Raw genomic sequence first — 14,413 nt, 5'->3', positions numbered from 1 at the left:
GCATGCCGGACAGGGCTCGGAAGCTCCTTGCCGCCGTCGATGCGGCACCGACTGAAGGCAGGATCGGCGGTGGCATCGCCTCCGCGCCGGTGCGACTGTGGCATTGGGTCAATGCCGCGACCATTCTGATGCTGAGCTTAACCGGCTATCTCATTGGAACCGGGACACCGGCGATGTCGGGAGAGGCAACCGGCAATTTCCTGTTCGGCTACATCCGCTTTGCTCATTTCTCGGCGGGATATGTGCTCAGTACCGGCTTTCTTCTGCGAATCTACTGGGCTTTAATGGGAAATGCGCATGCCATGCAGATCTTTTGGGTGCCGCTCTGGCGCAGGTGCTTTTGGCGCGAGGTCTACCACGAGATTCGCTCGTATGCGTTCCTTACAGTTGAGCCCGAGAGGCGCGTCGGGCGCAACCGTCTTGCTCAGCTCGCAATGTTCTTTATGTTTACGCAGACGATCACGTTCATGGTTGTCACAGGATTTGCACTTTATGGGCAAGGTGCAGGCACTGACAGCTGGCAGTACAAGCTGTTCAGCTGGGTATTTTCAATTTGGCCGAACAGTCAGGACGTCCATACCTGGCATCATCTCGGCCTGTGGGTGATCGTGACCTTTGCGCTGGTCCACATCTACGCGGTGATCCGTGAAGACTCATGTCGCGCCGGAGCATCTAGTCCATCGGGTGAGCGCGGGTCTCGCGATTGACTGGGAGGCGGATGCTGAATCCGGAAACCAAGAAGAGGATTCTGGTGCTCGGCATCGGCAATATCTTGTGGGCCGATGAGGGATTTGGCGTGCGGGTGGTCGAGGAGTTTCATCGCCGCTATGCCATCGATGACAACGTCACCGTTCTCGATGGCGGCACACAGGGGCTCTACCTCATTAGTTTTCTTGAGCAGGCCGATTGCCTGATCGTGTTCGATGCTATCGACTATGGATTACTGCCCGGGCAGTTGAAGCTTGTGCGAGATGACGAAGTGCCAAAATTTACCGCCGCCAAGAAGGTGAGCCTGCATCAGACCGGCTTTCAGGAGGTCTTGAGTGCGGCCGACCTGCTTGGCCGCCGCCCGCGAGAGCTCGCTCTCATCGGCTGTCAGCCGCTGGACCTGGAGCATTGGGGCGGTCCGCTGACTGCCCCGGTACGCTTTCAGATTGCGCCTGCGATTGAACTGGCTTGCAAACTCCTGGCGCAGTGGGACTCGCCGGCAAAACCGCGGACCGCGCCGCTGCCTGCATCAGAACGACTATTGGCGAACAATATCGACCATGCAAATTATGAGATGAGGACGCAGCCGATCTAGCGGCCCGCGAGTGACCATGTGCCTTGGATTGCCAATGACGATTCTCGAGACCGACGGCATCACGGCGCTGTGCGAGTATGGCGATAAACAGCGGCGCGTCTCGGTCATGCTGCTCTCGGACGCCGTGGTCGGCGCAAAGGTGCTCGTTCATATCGACAGCGCGGTGCGGCTTTTGGATGAAAATGAAGCAACGCTGATCTCGCAAGCACTGGACGGGCTTGAGGCCAGCCTCAACGGCCAGGACTGCGATCCCTTCTTTGCGGACTTAATCGGTCATGAGCCGCAATTGCCGGAGCACCTACGCTAGCGATTCCGCTTGCGGATATTGCGCCGATTGCTTGCTCACACATTGGCTTCCAGTCGCACGTAACCTTTGCATGGAAAATGTCAGGCGCTTCGAGCCTCTGGTTCGAGGGGGAGACGCGGCCAGACGATGATTGGCATGCACCTTGCTAATAGCCTGTTAGCAGAAACCGAAGATTTTCAGAAGGCGTGTGATGAAGTTGCAGCCGGCGCAGCGTGGTCTTTCGCGGCCCGCTCCATCCGAGGTGGGGGGCGTCAGCGGAGGTGCGTGCCTAGTCGCACACGCTCCCGTGAGGGCGGACGTGATGCCGCAGTCACCGGCCGATCTCCTATATTTGCTCCGAATCATCAAGCCCGCGTACTTCCGTCCTGAAATGGTCAACTCGTTTCGGCGGCGCATGCAAGGCGCAGTGCCTGCGGGCGGCGTTGGTGGCGAACTGGTCGGCCGGCTCGGCCTGCGCGGCCCGTCGAGCCCGAGCCTGCGCCGTCGGCGCAATACACTCCGCGTGATCGGCAAGAGACCGGTCCGTTTGGTCAGGATCAGCCGTATCTCGGTACCGATCGTTCGGCCACACGCCGGCAGCACTTGTGTCGGCAAGGGCATTGCTCCTCGAGACAGCCAACGGAACATCGCATGATGAAAACAGCGCTCCGCGTTGCATCGGACGGCGACGAGCGGGTGGCGAGCAAGCTTGCCATGGGCTCTGGGAGCCTCGATGTATTCCATGGCGGGTCGAGGAGTGCGCTCGCCAGCGGTTGGCGCGATGGCGACGGGCTTGCAAGGAACTATCCAAATGCCACCGCGCTCTTATCGAATGCCGCTGCTGCCGTTGCCAGCCAGAGAAGGGGCGCTCGGACGCAACAGTACGGACTCGCGAATCTCAGCGATCCCGAGCGCAAGCTGATTGGCGAAGTGCTCGGAGAAGGTGAGATTGCTGGCGTGGTTGCGCTGCCAGATGGCACTTTGGCGCAAATCCGGGAGTCCGTGCTTGCGGGAATCTGGCGCGTGCGCATCGGGACCGATCCGGCGCACGAATATGTCGAGGTCGGAGCGATTCCGCAAATTGTCCGGCGCGCCGCAAGTGACCTGACGTCCGCCGATATTGTGATCCGCGCGGCGCCGGACGGCGCGATGAACGTGCAACCTTTGCTCGCGGAAATACGCGAGCGGTCGCGCGTCTGGCGGTTTGGCATGCGCGCTCACGTCATCAATCTCACGTTGCTGCCGATGAGCGTTATCGATCTGGCATTCCTGCAGCTCAGCCTGGGCAATGGCCCGGTCCAGCTCATCTTCCGCGGTTACGGAACGTGCCGAGTGCAGGCGACCGGGATCAGGAATGTCTGGTCGGTGCAGTTCTTCAATTCTACGGACAACATCATCCTTGATACGCTGGAGGTCGGCGGCGTGCCGATTGTTGCGTTGGCTGCCGACGAGGATTTCCAGGACTCTGCCGAACGCATGCAGGAAATTATTAAGGCGTACGTCACATGAAGAGCTTGGAGAACGTTCGGCGTCCGGGGGGATCCCGTAGACGGCGCGTGCGCAGCGACCGCCGGCATACCTTGCGCAGGATGTTTGCGGAGCGGTGCGCATGAGCCTTGCTGCCCACAACAAGATCGATGTCACCGTATCGCTTGCTGCCGACGTAGTCGCCGCGGTCGAGATCCTGCCGCGAGTCCGGCCGCCGCTGGGGCAGCTGTTCGCTGGCAAACAAGCTTCGTCGCTGCTTAAGGTGCTGCCGCGGCTCTTCGCATTGTGTGCCGCTGCGCAGCAAACCGCACTGCTGTCCGCGATCGAGACGGCGCGCGACGAAGTGATCACACGCACAACAAAACAGCATCGTATTGCGCTTATCGTTACCGAGCGCATCGCGGACTTGCTAAGGGGCCTCTTTGTCGGACATCTTGCGCAAGACGTCATCAGTGCGGCGGCAGTCCGCTCCGTGATGCGGGAAATCTCAGCGCTTGTCGGCACCACCCAGCCACCCTGGGGCTCCACTCAATGCGAAGCAACGGTGCGGATTGTGGCTGCGCTGGCCGCGCTCGGCATACCGAATGAGGGTGGCGCGCTGACATCCGGTAGCCCATTGGCGCTTCGCATTGCAGCGCTTGATGAGATCGACCTGAAGTCAATTCCGGCGGAGCACTCGTTCCTGTCCGTTGCTGACGACCGCAACATCATTAAACGGCTGCTCGTGGATGACGCTACATTTTGCCATTGTCCCGATCTTGACGGACATGCGCCCGAGACGGGTCCATGGGCGCGCCAAATGGCGCGTGATCAACTCTCGCCGAGCCCCTCCGGAGCGGCCGAGCGGCTGAGGGCCAGAATTGCTGAAATCCTCCGGCTATGCGCCTGGCTCAAGGCCGGTGCTCAGATTGAGTCGGCGGAGCATGGGATTATCGAAAGATATAGGCTAGGGCCCGGCCGTGCAGCGGCCGCGGTCGAATGCGCCAGGGGGCGTCTCTACCAAGCGGTTGAGCTTGATCCTCAGGGCCGGATATCCCGCTTCGAATTCCTTGCGCCGACGGAGTGGAATTTCCACCGCCGCGGACCGCTTGTCCGCAGCCTGCAGGGCGCGGTGCTGACGGCTAGACGGCGTCGGGATGCAGTCCATGCAGTGATTGCATCGCTCGATCCGTGCGTCGGATTCACCCTCAATTTTCGCGAAATTGGCGATGCATGAAATGGCGATTTGTCTTGGCATCATTCAAATCATCGAGGAGGAGGCACGTCACCGATCGTTTTCGCGCGTACGGAGCGTCTGTCTAGAGATGGGAGCGCTGGGCCATGCTGCGCCTGAAGCGATCAGGTTCTGCTTTGCTGTCGTTGCAACGCGGACCGTTGCCGAGGGCGCGGTCCTTAATATCGTCGAACGGCCAGGCATTGTCTGGTGCATGAGCTGTTCGAAAAGCGTTGAAATTGCACGGCGCGGTGAGTGCTGTCCTCGCTGCGGCAGCTATCAGTTGCAGGTAACCGCGGGCGAACAGATGCGCGTGAAAGAGCTGGAGATCGATTGATGTGTACCGTTTGCGGCTGCACCGACGGGACGCCGTCGACCGAACGCGCCAAGGCGCATGACGCGGAGAGCCACGCGCGTTACTATGTTGATATGCAGGACGATTTCGATCGCGGTTACCATCCGCATGGCGACCAAGGCCTGCAACGTTCATACCATGTTCGCGACAGTCATAGTCACGATCATCGCTTTGCCCATCACCAGGCTCATGGCGGGCAGGCGCTGCTGAGCGGCGGCGCCGGGCCGGCTGGCTTGAAGGCTGCGGGCATGAGCAGAGAGCGGGTCATTCAGATCGAGCGCGACATTCTTGGCAAGAATAATCGGATTGCGGCGGACAACCGCGCGCTCTTCGTAGCTGATGACCTGCTTGTATTTAATCTTCTGTCTAGTCCTGGTGCAGGTAAAACGACCCTGCTTGTCCGCGCCGTGTCCGAGCTCAAGCGCAGCCGTCCGGTCGGGGTCATCGAAGGCGACCAGCAGACCTCGAACGATGCCGAACGCATTCGGGCCGCCGGCGTGCCGTCCGTTCAAGTCAACACCGGCAAGGGTTGCCATCTCGATGCTGCAATGATTGGCGAGGCTCATCGGCGCTTGCCGCTGCTGATTGGCGGTATTCTCTTCATCGAGAACGTCGGTAATCTGATCTGTCCCGCAGCCTTCGATCTTGGTGAGGCCTGCAAGATCGTAGTCTTGTCGATTACCGAAGGTGAAGACAAGCCGCTCAAATATCCTGATATGTTTGCCGCTTCTTCGCTCATGGTGATCAACAAGATTGATCTAGCCCCGCTGCTCGATTTCGATTTGGGTAAGACGATCGAATACGCCAGACGCGTCAATCCGAAGATTGACGTGCTTGTAGTTTCGGCTCGTACCGGCGAGGGGTTTGGCGCGCTCTACGCCTGGATCGATAGACAGGCGAGGCCCAGAGGCCCATCGTAGAGGACACAAGGCGATGAACGCCGCAACCTCCTGCGACCGAACACGGCTACGCGTGCGCGTGAGTGGGGCCGTACAAGGGGTCGGCTTTCGTCCTTACGTCTATGGACTCGCTATGCGGTACGGATTGGCGGGATTTGTCATCAATGGCCCCGACGGTGTTACGATCGAGGTCGAGGGGCATCGGGCCTCGGAGTTTATCGCCACGTTGCCGCTCGAGGCGCCGCCATTGGCACGCATCGACCACATCTGCGTTCGGGAGACTGCGGCGCTCGCGGCGAAAGACTTTTCGATCGGCACGAGCGAAGGCGGCAAATTGTCAACGCAGATCGTCGCTGATGCTGCGGTCTGCCAGCAATGTCTCAGTGAGCTGTTCGATCCAGAAAATCGGCATTACCTTTACCCCTTCATCAGTTGCTGCCATTGCGGCCCACGCTACACCATCGCCGAACGGCTTCCCTACGATCGCCGCAACACCGTCATGAGGGTTTTTAGGCTGTGCGCAGCCTGCGCGGCCGAATATGGCGATCCGGAGAGCCGCAGGTTTCATGCGGAGGCGATCGCGTGTCCGACATGCGGTCCTCGGCTCAGCCATGAGATCAGCGCCATTGTCGCGGCAATCGCGGGTGGACAAATCGTGGCGATAAAGGGGCTGGGCGGATACCAGCTGCTTTGCGATGCGCGTAACCAGGACGCGGTGCAGCGTTTGCGCAGGAGAAAGCAGCGCCTTCAGAAGCCGTTCGCGGTTATGGTCGATTCGATAGAGCGCGTCAGCGAGATCGCGGAGGCGAACGTGCCCGAGCTTGCGCTGCTCGAATCCGTAGCACGTCCCATCGTCCTTCTGCCTTCGCGAAACAACCTGGCGCCCGACATAGCTCCTGGCTTGTCACGTGTGGGTGTCATGCTGCCTATAGTGCCGCTGCATCACCTCATCTTTCATGCGCTTCGCTCGGCAGGTGCATGGGCGGGGGCCGGCGCGGTCATCGTGGCTACCAGTGCCAATCTTGGCGGCGAACCGCTCCTGATCGACAACGCGCAGGCGCTGCGGCGGCTCGATGAGATCGCCGACCTTGTCGTGACCCATGACCGCGATATCCTGACGCGTGCTGATGACTCCGTGGTGTCAGTGGTGGCTGGCCGGCCACAATTCATTCGTCGTGCCCGTGGCTATGTTCCCGAACCCATCAGGCTTCCGAAGTCTGTGCCCCCCGTGCTCGCCGTCGGCGGCGCGCTGAAATCGACCATCACCATCACGCGGGACAACCAAGCGTTCGTCTCTCAGCATATTGGCGATCTGGATACGGCCGAAGGCGTTCGTGCGTTCGAGGAGACGATCCGACACCTCACATCGAGCCTTGACGTGGAGCCTGTCGTCGTCGCCCATGATCTGCATCCCGATATGGTTTCTACCCGGTTTGCGGAAGCAAATGGCCGCGAGCTGGTGGCTGTCCAACATCACCACGCACACGCTGCCGCAGTGATCGCCGAGCATGGCCATGCGGGACCTGCGCTTGCCCTGGTGCTCGATGGCCATGGCTTTGGTTCCGACGGCGGCAACTGGGGTGGCGAACTATTGTTGTGCGAAGGCCCGAGGTGCCGACGCATCGGGCACTTAGCGCCGCTGCAAATGCCTGGTGGAGATCGTGCAGCTCGCGAGCCCTGGCGCATGGCGAGCGCAGTACTACACGGGCTCGGCCGGGGTAATGAAATCGGGCCGCGCTTTGCGGCGCAAAGGCGGGCTGGATGTGTGTCGGCCTTGCTCGATCAGCCGGGCGGGCCCACCACGACCAGTGCGGGCCGGTTGTTCGACGCGGCAGCGGCGCTGCTGGGGATTGCGAGTTTGCAGAGCTATGAGGGCGAAGCGGCGATGAAGCTCGAGGCGCTGGTGGGGCGGACTGCGATTCTCGAAGCCGGCTGGACGATCGACGGCGGCGTGCTGTCGCTTCGTCCGCTGTTTGCGCAGCTGATTGCACATGACATTGACGCCGTGGGCGGAGCCGGGCTTTTTCATGGCACCTTCGCTGCCGCCTGCGTTGACTGGGTCACACGCTCTGCGCGGACAACCGGCGTTAATACTGTCGTTCTGAGCGGCGGCTGCTTCCTGAACGCGGTGCTGGCTGATGAGATCCCGCGCGGTTGCAGCGCTGCCGGCCTTACCCCGCTCGTGCCACGGCGGGTGCCGCCCAATGATGGCGGTTTGAGCCTTGGCCAGGCCTGGATTGCCGCTCTGCAGATTGCTCAACGGTCGTCCGCCAGGGAAGGAACAGCCTGATATGTGCCTTTCAGTGCCGGCAAGGATTGTGAAAATTCATCCCAACGACATGGCTACGGTGTCCATCGATGGCATCAGCCTGGAGATATCGATTGCTCTCATCGACGAGCTCGAGGTCGGCGATTGCGTCCTTGTCCATGTCGGCTATGCGCTGGCCAAGATCGATCCGACGGAAGCCAAGCGCACGCTGGAGCTCCTGCAGGAGCTAGGCAGTGCAGGAGAACGCCGATCATGAAATATGCCGACGAATTTCGCGACAAGGCCATCGCGCAGGGAATTGCGCGTGCGATTGGCGCCGAGGTCAGTTCGCAAAGAGCCTATCGGTTCATGGAATTCTGCGGCGGACACACTCATGCGATCTCCCGCTACGGCCTGGAGGATCTGCTGCCCGCGAACGTTCGCATGATCCACGGGCCCGGTTGTCCCGTCTGCGTTCTGCCCGCCAGCCGAATTGATATGGCGATCCGGCTCGTCGACCGACCAGAGGTCACTCTGTGCGTCTACGGCGACCTGATGCGCGCGCCTGGGTCGCAAGGACAGTCCCTGTTGCGAGCCAAAGCGCTCGGCGCAGACATTCGGATGGTCTACTCGACGCTCGACGCTATCCGGCTCGCCGAACAGGCGCCGAGCCGCGAGGTGGTCTTCTTTGCCATTGGATTTGAGACCACTACCCCTCCGACGGCGGTGATGATCCGGATTGCCGAGAAGAAGCGGTTGAAGGGCCTCAGCGTGTTCTGCAATCACGTGCTTACACCCTCTGCGATGCACAGCATTCTCGAGAACCCCAAAATCCGCGACACCGGCGGGGTTCCAATCGACGGCTTCATCGGGCCTGCACATGTGAGCACCATTATTGGCACGCAGCCTTACGAGCCTCTGGCGGAACAATTCGGCAAGCCGATCGTGATCGCGGGTTTTGAACCGCTCGATGTGATGCAGGCGATCCTGATGCTGGTGCGGCAGGTGAACGAAGATCGCTACGAGGTAGAGAACCAATACAGTCGTGCGGTGACGCGTGAAGGCAATCGGCGCGCCAAGGAGGAGGTATCGCAGATATTCGAACTGCGCGAGCAGTTTGAATGGCGAGGGCTCGGACTCGTCCCCAACAGCGGACTGAAGCTGAAGCAGGCTTACGCGCAATTCGACGCCGAGACGCGTTTTGCGATCCACGACCTGCGTATCGCAGACAATCCGGCATGCGAGTGCTGCGCGATCTTGCGTGGCGCCAAGCGGCCGGTCGACTGTAAGCTGTTTGGAACCGTCTGCACGCCGGAAACTCCCATAGGATCCTGCATGGTGTCATCAGAAGGCGCTTGTGCGGCGTATTGGGCCTACGGCCGAGTTCGCGATGAACAGTTGAGGCGGACGTCATGAGCGTAAAGGCTTATCAACGCAAGCTCGACATCGAGAACGGACGCGTTGATCTTTCCCATGGATCCGGGGGCCGTGCCATGGCACAGCTGATCTCCGGCCTTTTTCACCAAGCCTTTGGTAATGAATGGCTCGCCCGCTGCAATGATCAGTCCGCGTTTGACGTTGCGGCAGGCAGGATGGTGATGACGACCGACGGCTATGTGGTTTCCCCGCTGTTCTTTCCGGGCGGTAATATCGGGTCACTGGCTGTGCACGGCACGATCAATGATGTCGCGATGTCCGGCGCGCGTCCCCTCTATCTGTCGGCCAGTTTTATCATCGAGGAGGGCTTCCGGTTTTCGGATCTGAAGGCGATCGCGGATTCGATGGGCGCGGCAGCGCGCGGCGCTGGCGTTTACATCATTGCCGGAGACACCAAGGTGGTCGAGCGCGGCAAGGCCGATGGTTTGTTCATCTCTACGACCGGCATCGGGATTGTGGCCGATGGGCTCGATCTCTCCGCCGACAAGGCAAGGGTCGGGGACCGTGTGCTGGTGTCCGGTAGCGTCGGCGATCATGGGGTGGCGATCATGTCAAAACGTCAGAACGTCGCTTTTCAAACCGAGGTCGTCTCGGATTGCGCAGCGTTGCATAATCTCGTAGCGGTCATGGTTGCCGCCGGCGGTAGCAGCATCCGGGTGATGCGCGACCCGACGCGGGGTGGGCTTGCCGCGACCCTCAACGAGATTGCGCATCAATCTGACCTCGGGTTCCATCTGGAGGAAACATCCATTCCGGTGAAGCCCGCGGTTGCAGCTGCCTGCGAGCTCCTTGGTCTCGATCCGATCCATGTCGCCAATGAGGGCAAGCTCGTTGCGATCGTCGCGCCTGATTTGGCCGATGCCGTGCTTGCAGCCATGAAGGCGCACCCGCTCGGGTCCGATGCAGCTGATATTGGCGAGGCGGTGGCTGACGATCGGAAATTTGTGCAGATGGCGACCGGTTTCGGCGGCCGGCGAATCGTTGATTGGTTGTGGGGCGAACAATTGCCTCGGATCTGTTGAACACGTTGCGCATCGTCCAGTTTTTTGGAAACCAAATTTATGATCAATGGTCATTAGCCAAGCGCCATCAGCTTTGGAAACGATCCCTTCTATGGGCAAGTCTACCCAACCGGCACACTGCGACTCGGCTCTTCAAGAAGTTTCGGCGAGGCTGGATTTCGGTTGTTAGCTTTTTCACGAGCCGAGAACGCAATTCGAAACTTCATCGCGATCACGCATTTTCGACGGTTAAGCTCAGCGAGCATGGTCACTCGATCCGCTCGGCACCAGTGGGTTTGAAATCCTGCGAAGCTTGCCAAATATCGCTGAATTTCTGCGTCATTTTGACGGCTGCGTCGCAATATCCCTGCTCGCTTCCGATTAGAAAGGCGCTCCAGGTAGGGAGTTTTCAAATGAAGGTCGGAGTCCCCAAGGAAATCAAGGCGCACGAATATCGCGTCGGCCTTACCCCGGGAGCTGTCCGCGAATACGTGGCAGCGGGCCACCGCGTGATGATCGAGACCAATGCCGGCGCTGGCATTGGTGCAACCGACGACGATTATCGCAATGCTGGCGCAACGATTCTAACTTCCGCAGTTGAGGTATTCGCATCGAGCGAGATGATCGTAAAGGTTAAGGAGCCTCAGCCGTCCGAATGGTGTCAGCTGCGGGAAAATCAGATCCTTTTCACTTATCTGCATCTGGCCCCCGACCCGGATCAGGCCAAGGGCCTCCTGAAATCTGGATGCACCGCGATCGCCTATGAGACCGTAACTGATGCGCATGGTGGTCTTCCGCTGCTGGCGCCGATGAGCGAGGTCGCGGGTAGGCTTGCGATCGAAGCGGCGGGTAGCGCCCTGAAGCGGAGTGCAGGCGGACGAGGGCTGTTGATCGGTGGGGTGCCCGGTGTTCAGCCTGCCCGTATCGTGGTGATCGGAGGTGGTGTCGTTGGTACGCACGCGGCACGCATGGCGGTCGGTCTGGGCGCAGAAGTGACCATCATCGACCGTTCGATACGCCGGCTCCGCGAGCTGGACGAGCTATTCGAAGGACGCGTTCGCACCAGGTTTTCGACTATCGACTCCGTGGAGGAAGAGGTATTTGCGGCGGATGTGGTGATTGGTGCGGTGCTCGTTCCAGGTGCGAGCGCGCCGAAGCTGGTCCGCCGGAGCATGCTGAGCTCGATGCGCAAGAGGGGGGTGCTCGTGGATGTCGCTATCGATCAGGGCGGCTGCTTTGAGACATCGCACCCAACCACCCACGCTGATCCTACTTACGAAGTGGATGGCGTCATTCATTATTGCGTGGCCAATATGCCTGGGGCTGTACCGCTGACCTCGAGCCAGGCACTGAATAACGCGACGCTGCCGTTTGGTTTGGCTCTGGCCAACAAAGGTTTTTCCGCCGTGCTCGAAAATCCGCATTTGCGCGCGGGCCTCAACGTCCATCGGGGCCGACTAACTTACAAAGCGGTGGCCGAAAGCCTCGGGCTGCCCTTCTCACCGATCGAACAGGCTGCGGCCTGATCCCAGAGGCCCTTATGGGCGTTTCCTCCCTGACTTAGGCCACCCCTCGGGGTGGCTTTTTTTTGGCTCCATCGATCTGCTGACCGCCGTCGGCATAAGTGAAGGATCACCAGACGAGCGCCGGCTTCAGTCGCTCGCACGATGCGAGACAATGTACGTTCGCCCATACAGCGCATATGAATGCCGGTCTTGCCAGGTAATCGAAGGCAATTGAGAATGCGTCCCGCGGGTCCGCAGGGGACCCGCAATCACGGGCGACTTTATCTGGCGCGATCGCCGCGACCCTTTCTGGCTGGCTGTGGAACGCCGACCGGACCGGTGATGACTGCGCGGGCTGTTTATCGCGGTGCCGTCGCCGAGGCCGCCGGTGTCCCGTGACTGGGGCTTGGGGTCGACCTGATACACCGGCGGAGAACCTTGTGAAGTCGCGCGGCGCATCGATCATAGCCGCGGCACGACCACCTTAGGATGCATCGCAGGCTGGCTAACGCGGTTCACCTGATCGCTGACTGCCGAGAGATCGACCATGCGCAAACCACGGCATCGAGATCAAGCTGCTGTCATGCGCGTTGTAGGAATTGCGACACCGTGTCGAGGCGGCGACTTGCGTTATCGAAAATAGCCCAGACAAATCAAGGTTAACTGTCTGGCACAAGACTTGAAAGCAAGAAACTGTCGCGCAACTTTTGCTCATGGAATCGCAGTGATGGCCTACAAGATAATCGCATCCCAGTGCACCGTCTGCGGTGCGTGTGAGTTCGAATGTCCCAATGCCGCGATCAGCCTGAAGAACGATATATATGTGATCAATCCGACCCAGTGTACGCAATGTGAGGGGCATTTTGACGCGCCGCAATGCGTGGTCGTTTGCCCGGTGCCCGATACCTGCGTGCCGGCATAGGTGGGGTAGCCGATGAGAGGAGCTCCGGCGCGAAGCATGATGAAGAGGCTATCGTCAGCCGCCGCCGTTTGGATCCGTGTCCTGTTTCTCTCACTCGCTGGCCCAGAGTTGGCGGCGACTTGCACGATCCGCTCAGAGAGATTGCGGCGCTATCCTCGCCGGCGGGAGTTGTCGCTGCGTGAGTGGAGCGGGCAATGGTAGCCGTACAAGAGACGGTCGAGCGCGTGAAGCGCATCGACGTCGACCAGTATCGTTATGGGTTTGAGACCCTGATCGACACCGAGAAGGCTCCCAAGGGGCTGTCGGAAGAGATCGTAAAATTCATCTCACAGAAAAAGAACGAATCCGCCTGGATGCTCCAGTGGCGGCTGGAGGCCTATCGGCGCTGGCTGACCATGCAGGAGCCGACCTGGGCCCGCGTCGACTATCCCAAGATCGACTTCCAGGATCTCTATTATTACGCGGCGCCGAAGCCGAAGAAGACGGTCTCGTCTTTGGACGAGATCGATCCGGAGATCCTGAAAACCTACGAGAAGCTCGGCATCCCCTTGCGGGAAGTCGCCATGCTCGAAGGCGTCGAGCCGAAGGTCGGCGAGGAAGATCCGGCCCGGCGCAAGATCGCGGTCGATGCGGTGTTCGATTCGGTCTCGGTTGCCACCACGTTCAAGGCGGAGCTGAAGAAGGCCGGCGTGATCTTCATGCCGATCTCGGAGGCGATCCGCGAGCACTCTGAATTGGTGCAGAAATATCTCGGCTCGGTGGTTCCGACCTCGGACAATTTCTATGCGACGCTGAACTCGGCGGTGTTCTCGGACGGCTCATTCGTCTATGTGCCGCCGGGCGTGCGCTGCCCGATGGAGCTGTCGACCTATTTCCGCATCAACGAGCGCAACACCGGCCAGTTCGAGCGCACGCTGATCATCGCCGACAAGGGCTCCTACGTCTCCTATCTCGAAGGCTGCACCGCGCCGCAGCGCGACGAGAACCAGCTGCATGCCGCCGTGGTCGAGCTCGTCGCGCTTGACGATGCCGAGATCAAATATTCGACGGTGCAGAACTGGTACCCCGGCAATTCGGAAGGCAAGGGCGGCATCTACAATTTCGTCACCAAGCGGGGCGACTGCCGCGGCAACCACTCCAAGATCTCCTGGACCCAGGTCGAGACCGGCTCCGCCATCACCTGGAAATATCCGAGCTGCATCCTGCGCGGCGACAATTCCCGCGGCGAGTTCTATTCGATCGCGATCTCGAACGGCTTCCAGCAGGTCGATTCGGGCACCAAGATGATCCATCTCGGCAAGAACACGTCGAGCCGGATCATCTCCAAGGGCATCGCCGCCGGCAAGTCGCAGAACACCTATCGCGGTCTCGTCACCGCGCATCGCAAGGCGACCGGGGCGCGCAACTTCACGGCCTGCGACTCGCTGCTGATCGGCGACAAATGCGGCGCGCACACCGTGCCGTACATCGAGGCCAAGAACTCCTCGGCAACCTTCGAGCACGAGGCAACGACCTCGAAGATCTCCGAGGACGTGCTGTTCTACTGCATCCAGCGCGGGCTCAGCCAGGAAGAAGCGGTGGGCCTCGTCGTCAACGGCTTCGTCAAGCAAGTTCTGCAAAGACTGCCCATGGAGTTCGCAGTGGAGGCGCAGAAGCTAATCTCGATCTCGCTCGACGGATCCGTTGGATAACGAAACCTCCCGCGAGCCCCTCGAATGCGGCTCGCCAGACGACGCATTTCAGGGGGCAGATCAGA

The 14,413-nt window shown here is 60.3% G+C and carries 15 protein-coding genes; all 15 read left to right on the top strand.

What is annotated here, in order from left to right; translation table 11 throughout:
• The first annotated feature begins 2 nt into the window (after window positions 1-2).
• The 15 genes from cybH to sufB all read left to right on the top strand — a co-directional run bounded on the left by cybH (window position 3) and on the right by sufB (window position 14,348).
• Entirely contained in the window at window positions 3-707 is a 705-nt protein-coding gene (cybH, locus tag I6F37_RS33910) for a Ni/Fe-hydrogenase, b-type cytochrome subunit (RefSeq protein ID WP_225140454.1), read from the top strand.
• Window positions 708-718: 11 nt separating this feature from the next.
• Complete coding sequence (locus tag I6F37_RS33905) at window positions 719-1,303, top strand: HyaD/HybD family hydrogenase maturation endopeptidase (protein ID WP_225129620.1); 585 nt, start codon at window positions 719-721, stop codon at window positions 1,301-1,303.
• A 16-nt stretch (window positions 1,304-1,319) separates the two neighbouring features.
• Window positions 1,320-1,610, top strand: a complete 291-nt coding sequence (locus I6F37_RS33900; protein WP_225129618.1) for a HypC/HybG/HupF family hydrogenase formation chaperone — start codon at window positions 1,320-1,322, stop codon at window positions 1,608-1,610.
• 301 nt (window positions 1,611-1,911) lie between these two features.
• Entirely contained in the window at window positions 1,912-2,244 is a 333-nt protein-coding gene (locus I6F37_RS33895) for a hypothetical protein (protein WP_225129616.1), read from the top strand.
• The gene (locus I6F37_RS33890; protein ID WP_225129652.1) at window positions 2,244-3,098 is read left to right on the top strand and encodes a hydrogenase expression/formation protein; all 855 of its coding nucleotides are present in this window, start codon (window positions 2,244-2,246) and stop codon (window positions 3,096-3,098) included. Before I6F37_RS33895 ends, I6F37_RS33890 begins: the two co-directional genes overlap by 1 nt.
• 100 nt (window positions 3,099-3,198) lie before the next feature.
• Entirely contained in the window at window positions 3,199-4,293 is a 1,095-nt protein-coding gene (locus tag I6F37_RS33885) for a hypothetical protein (RefSeq protein ID WP_225129614.1), read from the top strand.
• A complete protein-coding gene (hypA, locus tag I6F37_RS33880; protein ID WP_225129612.1) occupies window positions 4,286-4,627 on the top strand; it encodes a hydrogenase maturation nickel metallochaperone HypA in 342 nt (113 codons plus the stop codon). Before I6F37_RS33885 ends, hypA begins: the two co-directional genes overlap by 8 nt.
• Complete coding sequence (gene hypB, locus I6F37_RS33875) at window positions 4,627-5,565, top strand: hydrogenase nickel incorporation protein HypB (RefSeq protein WP_225140385.1); 939 nt, start codon at window positions 4,627-4,629, stop codon at window positions 5,563-5,565. Before hypA ends, hypB begins: the two co-directional genes overlap by 1 nt.
• A 13-nt stretch (window positions 5,566-5,578) precedes the next feature.
• On the top strand, window positions 5,579-7,834 hold the full coding sequence (hypF, locus tag I6F37_RS33870) for a carbamoyltransferase HypF (protein ID WP_225129607.1): 2,256 nt from the start codon (window positions 5,579-5,581) through the stop codon (window positions 7,832-7,834).
• A 49-nt stretch (window positions 7,835-7,883) separates the two neighbouring features.
• Entirely contained in the window at window positions 7,884-8,069 is a 186-nt protein-coding gene (locus tag I6F37_RS33865; RefSeq protein WP_306469171.1) for a HypC/HybG/HupF family hydrogenase formation chaperone, read from the top strand.
• Window positions 8,066-9,208, top strand: coding sequence for a hydrogenase formation protein HypD (hypD, locus tag I6F37_RS33860; RefSeq protein WP_225129604.1), 1,143 nt, complete (start codon window positions 8,066-8,068; stop codon window positions 9,206-9,208). The genes I6F37_RS33865 and hypD overlap by 4 nt, the downstream gene beginning before the upstream one ends.
• Window positions 9,205-10,251 (top strand): hydrogenase expression/formation protein HypE, encoded by a 1,047-nt coding sequence (gene hypE, locus I6F37_RS33855; RefSeq protein WP_225129602.1) that lies wholly within the window; start codon window positions 9,205-9,207, stop codon window positions 10,249-10,251. The genes hypD and hypE overlap by 4 nt, the downstream gene beginning before the upstream one ends.
• A gap of 392 nt (window positions 10,252-10,643) precedes the next feature.
• Window positions 10,644-11,756 (top strand): alanine dehydrogenase, encoded by a 1,113-nt coding sequence (gene ald / locus I6F37_RS33850; protein ID WP_225129650.1) that lies wholly within the window; start codon window positions 10,644-10,646, stop codon window positions 11,754-11,756.
• A gap of 706 nt (window positions 11,757-12,462) precedes the next feature.
• The gene (locus I6F37_RS33845; protein WP_225129601.1) at window positions 12,463-12,657 is read left to right on the top strand and encodes a 4Fe-4S binding protein; all 195 of its coding nucleotides are present in this window, start codon (window positions 12,463-12,465) and stop codon (window positions 12,655-12,657) included.
• A gap of 194 nt (window positions 12,658-12,851) precedes the next feature.
• Window positions 12,852-14,348: a Fe-S cluster assembly protein SufB gene (gene sufB / locus I6F37_RS33840; protein ID WP_225129599.1), complete on the top strand. Its 1,497-nt coding sequence runs from the start codon at window positions 12,852-12,854 to the stop codon at window positions 14,346-14,348.
• Window positions 14,349-14,413: the final 65 nt, after the last annotated feature.

Source organism: Bradyrhizobium sp. NBAIM08 (genome assembly GCF_020193935.1).
GTDB lineage: Bacteria > Pseudomonadota > Alphaproteobacteria > Rhizobiales > Xanthobacteraceae > Bradyrhizobium > Bradyrhizobium yuanmingense.
Note: the sequence above shows the minus strand (reverse complement) of the source record. Positions and strands in the feature narration are given on the sequence as shown.